Annotated in this window: 5 protein-coding genes; 3 read left to right on the top strand and 2 right to left on the bottom strand. The window is 45.2% G+C overall.

What is annotated here, in order from left to right; translation table 11 throughout:
• Positions 1 to 239: 239 nt before the first annotated feature.
• Together recR and IM477_RS00900 are read right to left on the bottom strand one after the other, a co-directional pair.
• Positions 240 to 830, bottom strand: coding sequence for a recombination mediator RecR (recR, locus tag IM477_RS00905; RefSeq protein WP_043999193.1), 591 nt, complete (start codon positions 828 to 830; stop codon positions 240 to 242).
• 149 nt (positions 831 to 979) lie between these two features.
• Positions 980 to 1,513 (bottom strand): DUF4330 domain-containing protein, encoded by a 534-nt coding sequence (locus IM477_RS00900; protein WP_004162552.1) that lies wholly within the window; start codon positions 1,511 to 1,513, stop codon positions 980 to 982.
• A gap of 276 nt (positions 1,514 to 1,789) precedes the next feature.
• On the opposite strand from IM477_RS00900, the gene speA reads away from it, so the two are divergent.
• The 3 genes from speA (at position 1,790) to IM477_RS22835 (ending at position 6,263) form a co-directional block, all read left to right on the top strand.
• On the top strand, positions 1,790 to 3,829 hold the full coding sequence (gene speA / locus IM477_RS00895) for a biosynthetic arginine decarboxylase (protein WP_287730125.1): 2,040 nt from the start codon (positions 1,790 to 1,792) through the stop codon (positions 3,827 to 3,829).
• A gap of 77 nt (positions 3,830 to 3,906) precedes the next feature.
• Positions 3,907 to 5,922, top strand: a complete 2,016-nt coding sequence (locus IM477_RS00890) for a ribonuclease catalytic domain-containing protein (protein WP_287730123.1) — start codon at positions 3,907 to 3,909, stop codon at positions 5,920 to 5,922.
• A 155-nt stretch (positions 5,923 to 6,077) separates the two neighbouring features.
• Complete coding sequence (locus IM477_RS22835) at positions 6,078 to 6,263, top strand: hypothetical protein (protein ID WP_353845521.1); 186 nt, start codon at positions 6,078 to 6,080, stop codon at positions 6,261 to 6,263.
• Positions 6,264 to 6,349 lie beyond the last annotated feature (86 nt).

Here is a 6,349-nt window from a genome sequence, read left to right as displayed (position 1 = left end):
AGGGTTTGCGGCAAAAAGTACGGGGGAAGCATTCGGGTAGAAAATCTACGTTTCACCGATAGGTTATTGCCCGAATGCTTCGCCCCTACAGGACACGGGCCGATGAAGACGCAAGGTGTTGAAGCACGATTCTTTCAAAATCTTGCACCTGTTTCACGAGAAAAGCCACAAAACCCTTACCTTGCCTACATTTCACATTTATTCAGCAAACCCTACTTAATCCCAACCTTGGCGAGATTTTACAATTCCCGACGACCTTCTAAAGCTCTCGCTAGGGTTACTTCATCAGCGTATTCTAGATCACCACCCATGGGCAACCCGAAAGCGATACGGGTAACTTTAGTGAAGGGTTTCAGTAAACCCCCGATATACAAAGTCGTGGTTTCCCCTTCGACACTGGGACTGATAGCTAAGATAACTTCCTGAATTTTTTTCTGGCTGACTCTGGTGACTAAAGACTGTATATTTAATTGATCCGGTCCAATCCCATCCATAGGTGAGATAACACCCCCTAAAACGTGATATTTACCCGAATATTCCCTTGTTTTCTCCAAAGCAATCACATCTCTGGAGTCAGCTACCACACAGATAGTCCCCGTTTCTCGGTTAGGATTGCGGCAAATTTCACAAATCGGTTCGGCCGAAAGATGAAAACAAACCTGACATAATCCTACTTGTTTTTTGGCTGCTACGATCGCCTGGGCCAATTCGATCGCATCTTGTTCCGGTCGTTTGAGAATATAGAGGGCCAGACGTTGAGCGCTTTTGGGTCCCACCCCGGGTAATTTTTGTAACTGCTCGATCAAACGAGCTAAAGGCGGTGTATAAATAGCAGTTAATCCTCTTATCAGTTATCAGTTATCAGTTATCAGTTATCAGTGGGTAAGTTATCAGTTATCAGATTTGAGTTTTCAAGTGAGCAGTGTTAAATAGAAGTTTCCTACTGTCTTTTCACTGATTACTGCTCACTGTTTACTAACTAAGACCTTTTTGGTAAACGGACATCGATAACACTGGTGTTGAAATTATAATTATCTCCTTCTAACTCGATTAAAGTGCCAATTTTCACCTTTTGACCGCCAACAACCGCACCAGTATCAGTAACTTCCGCTTGACCACTGAGAGTCATAATCATATCTTGAGAATAGTTTTCCGTGCGGGGATCGGGTAGGACTTTCACACTACCATCCGGCTGCGGAACTAAGACATTTCTCGATAAAGGTTTAACATTTTTTATATCCACTTGACCGGCCGGTTGATTACGAATAACAATATTAGTTTTCTTCTCGGTATTGAATTGATTAATCAAAGCATTGGGATTGAGAACACTTAAACCCCGGACAATAACATCCACTTCTATGGGTTCTTTGGTAACTTGAGCGATCGTACTTTTACCACTCGTCCCCGGGACAACAAAAATCCCGATAATTGTCAATAAAATTACTAAGGCCGCTCCAATATCAAGCAAGCTAAATTTACCGAATAAACGTCCTTTTGAGTCTAATAATTTCATAAGCGGTTCACTATAAAATTTTGGGGAGAAGGGAACAGGGGAACGGGGTGATGGGTAGGGTTGATTCATGAATCAACCCTACTATGAATCAACCCTAGGGTGATGGGGGATGGGGAGAAAATACAAATAATCTCCTGAATCCTGTCTCCTGAATCCTGTCTCCTGAATCCTGCCTCCTGAGGGCTAATAGATTCTATCACGATCGGAATCTTGGTCGCGGACAGGAAGTCTGACTTAAGATAGAAGATCGGAGTCTCACACGGAGCGAGATAGACAATGGCGGGTAAAACTCAACTTAAGAAACAAGAAAAGCAATTATCTCCAGTGGATCTGACCCCTTCTGACGGTAACAACCTCGAAAAAGTTGCCCCCGTTAAACATTGGTCGATCGAAGATAGCGAAAATCTCTATCGCATCCAAGGCTGGGGAGAACCCTATTTCTCGATCAATGCCGCAGGAAATATTACCGTTTCGCCCCAGGGAGAAAGGGGCGGTTCTTTGGACTTATACGAGTTAGTTTCGGCGATTAAGCGGCGTAATATCGGTTTACCCTTGTTAATTCGGTTTAGTGATATTTTGGAAGACCGGATCGAGCGCCTGAATGCCTGTTTTAACCGAGCGATCGCCCGTTATAATTATGCCAATGTCTATCGCGGTGTCTATCCGATCAAGTGCAATCAACACCGTCACATCGTCGAGTCTTTAGTGCGTTTTGGTAAACCCTATCAATTTGGGCTTGAGGCTGGTTCAAAACCTGAGCTAATGATTGCTTTAGCTACCCTAGAACCTGCCTTAAACGGCAAAAATGACAAAACACAACCATTGCTAATTTGTAACGGCTATAAGGACAAAGAATACCTGGAAACAGCCCTGTTGACCACTCGTCTCGGTCATCGGCCTTTGATTGTCATCGAACAATTGGAAGAATTATATTTAACCCTGCGGGTCAGTCGTCAGTTAGGAATTGCCCCTCATTTGGGAGTGCGTGCGAAACTGGGGACAAAAGGGGTGGGCCGTTGGGGATGTTCCACGGGAGACCGGGCAAAATTCGGTTTAACCGTCCCGGAAATCTTAACGGTGGTGACGGAATTAGAACAAGCGGGGATGTTAGATTGTCTGCAACTGCTGCACTATCATATCGGGTCGCAAATCTCCGCTATTAGCGTCATTAAGGATGCCATTCGCGAAGCTAGTCAGATTTATGTGGAATTAGCGAAATTAGGGGCAAATATGACCTATCTCGATGTGGGGGGTGGTTTAGGGGTCGATTACGATGGCTCAAAAACTAACTTCTACGCCTCAAAAAACTACAATATGCAGAATTATGCCAATGATATCGTGGCCGAGGTCAAGGAAGCTTGTGAAGATGCCCAGATTTCACCCCCAATTCTCATCAGTGAAAGTGGCCGGGCGATCGCTTCTCATCAATCGGTGTTAGTCTTTGATATCTTGGGAAGTAGTGAGGTTCCCCAAAATCCCCCCGATCCCTGCAATGGGAAAGAACATCTTATCCTCCGTAATCTCTGGGAAACCTACACGGGTATCGATGAGCGCAATTATCAGGAAGCTTATCACGATGCGGGACAGTTCAAAGAGGAGGCGATTAGTCTGTTTAATTTCGGTTATCTCAGTCTCAAGGAACGAGCTAGAGCCGAACAATTGTACTGGGCTTGTTGTCACAAAATTCTGCAAGTGGCCCGACAACAGGATTATGTTCCCGATGACTTGGAAGACTTAGAGCAAATTATGGCCTCAATTTATTATGCCAATCTCTCGGTTTTTCAGTCAGTTCCCGATAGTTGGGCGATCGATCAACTATTTCCAATTATGCCGATCCATCGTCTTGATCGAGAACCTACCCAAAGAGGGATTCTCGCCGATTTAACCTGTGATAGTGACGGGAAAATTGCCCAGTTTATCGATTTGCGCGGGGACGTAAAATCAGTTTTAGAATTGCATCCGTTGGAGTACAAAAACGGTAAACATTCTCCAGAACCTTATTATCTAGGAATGTTTCTGGTGGGTGCTTATCAAGAGATTATGGGTAATTTACATAATCTTTTTGGCGATACTAACGTGGTACATATTCAGATGAGTCCCAAGGGGTACGATATCGAGTATCTAGTCAAAGGAGATACGATCACGGAAGTATTAAGTTATGTGCAGTATTCCGCAGAAGACCTGTTAGAAAGAATTCGTCTTCGTTGTGAACAAGCTTTGCAGGAAAATCGCATGACTGTGGAAGAATCCCAATTACTACTACAGGATTATGAACGCAGTTTGCGACGTTATACCTATCTAGTGGGTGGGGATTGACGATTGCTCTTGCCGATCGAGTAATCGATCGAGGATGATAGAAAATAGACAAAATAGATAGGCAGTAAGGGGAAGCAGTGGAAAAGGGAACGCTGGTAGAATTTCGAGTCCAAGGAGAAAGGCGCTTAGGGGTGATCGATCGCCCAGAAGGTAAAAAAGATTGGATCGTCATCGATCAAGGGGGAAACCCGCATAAACTGCGTCCCCAACGCTTCGATTACATTATCAAAGCAGGTCCATCCAACTATAAAGAGATCGGAAATTTTCTGCGGGAAGTCCAACCCTATCTAGATGCTAGTGGTTTAGAAGTGGCCTGGGAATTATTAGCCGGGGAAAATCAGTTAGTCACTCCCGAAACCATGGCCGAGATTCTCTTTTCCGATCGCGGTCCCCAGTTTTGCTATGCGGCCCATTGTCTCTTGAGTGATGATAAAGTTTATTTTAAAAATAAAGGGGATGGTTACGAAGCCCGATCGGAAAATCAGGTAGAGGAAATCAAACACCAGCTAGAGGTGGAACAACAGCGTCAACGGGAAAAAAGCCAATTTCTCCAACGTCTCCAACAGGCCTTGGCCGGTGAAACGGTAGAATGGTCAGAAAGCGATCGAATTCGTCTGGAATCTCTAGAAAAATTTATCCTCCAACCCGAACAAAAATATCCAGCAGCCATGGACATACTCTCGCTGCTGGGCCGTTCCCAAACCCCCGAGGCTGCTTTTGAATTGTTAGTCGATTTGAAATGGTGGAGTAGTCACGAAAACCTTTTCCTGCGACGCAGTTCCTACCCCGTTCAATTCTCGAAAAAGGTACTTGATGTGGCGCGTCTTAATTTACTCAATCCCCCTGCGGATGCGGATGTCAACAATCGTCTCGATTTAACCCACCAAAAAATTTATACCATCGACGATGAAAGTACCGAGGAAATCGATGACGGATTATCGGTGGAAATGCTCGCGGATGGTGGTCATCGTCTCTGGATCCATATTGCCGATCCTAGCCGTTTAGTGCTTCCCGATGATGAATTAGACCTAGAAGCACGTCGTCGCAGTACCAGTCTTTATCTTCCCACGGGAATGGTTCCCATGTTTCCCCTAGAATTGGCCGCCGGTCCAATGAGTTTGGTACAGGGTAAACTTTGTCCCGCATTGAGTTTTGGGGTAATCCTCGATGAAACGGGGGCGATCGCAGATTATCGGATTCATCCTAGTACAATTAAACCTACCTATCGCCTCACCTACGAAGATGTGGACGAAATGTTACATCTGGATCTGCAGCATGAACCGGAAGTAAGGATTCTCAACCGTTGGGCAAAACAACGCCACGCATGGCGCAAATCTCAGGGATCGATTAACATCCAAATGCCAGAATCATCCATTAAGGTGAAGGATAACGACGAAATTATCGTAGAATTGCAGGAAGTTTCTCCATCTCGGCAATTAGTGGCGGAAATGATGATTTTAGCCGGAGAAATCGCCGGTCGCTACTGTCAGGAACACGAGATACCCGTGCCTTTCCGCGGACAACCACAACCGGAATTACCCCCCGATGAGGAGTTAATTTTACTACCTGCGGGCCCGGTGCGTTCCTGTGCCTTGCGTCGCTGTATGCCGCGCAGTGAGATGACGACGATTCCTAACCGTCATGCTAGTCTGGGATTGAATACCTATTCCCAAGTAACTTCGCCAATTCGCCGTTATACTGACCTTTTGACCCATTTTCAACTAAAAGCCCATCTCCGGGGCGATCAACTGCCTTTTACCCGGGATAGAATGCAGGAAATTCTCTATAGTGTCGCTAGTTCAGCCCAAGAAGCCACCTCGGTGGAACGACAAACTAATCGTTATTGGAGTTTGGAATTCTTGCGACGACAGGGAGATCAAGTCTGGCAAGCTTTGGTGTTGCGCTGGCTGCGGGAAGAGGAAAATTTAGGCTTGATTTTATTGGAGGAATTGGGGTTAGAATTACCCCATCGTTTTGAGCGCTCGGTATCTTTAGGCGATCGCTTTCAAGTACAAGTTAGTCGCTCTGATCCCCACCGCGATGAGATCCGTTTTCGCGAGTTATCGGGTTTTGTCTCCTCCCAAGCAAGTTAATCTCTCGGGGAGTCAGTATTCAGGAGTCGAGAGATAGGGTGATAGGGATTTAGGGGTTTAGGGAAATTTCAGCCAAATGCTCCACTACCCCACACCCTGCCACCACCGAAAAGCTTTTTGCCGCAAACCCTAAATAAGGTTCTTCGGTTTGTGTTATGCAATGGACGGAGGTTATAAGGGATGAAACTCTTATAGAGAAAGGCATTTGGCGATTTTTATCAATTGTTTTCGATCTAGAGCGAACTAATCAATTAAATCTCTTGCCAGATAAGAATTTAGTCGATTTATGCCACCCTATCGAACTATACCAAGTAACGAAGAACCGTCTGTTTTTACTCTAGAAAAATGGGTTCTTCGGTTTGTGTTATGCAATGGACGGAGGTTATAAGGGATGAAACTCTTATAGAGAAAGGCATTTGGCGATTTT

It is taken from the genome of Microcystis sp. M090S1 (assembly GCF_020246295.1).
Taxonomy (GTDB): domain Bacteria; phylum Cyanobacteriota; class Cyanobacteriia; order Cyanobacteriales; family Microcystaceae; genus Microcystis; species Microcystis aeruginosa.
The sequence above is the reverse complement of the archived record's forward strand: the minus strand, read 5'-3'. Positions and strand labels throughout refer to the sequence as shown.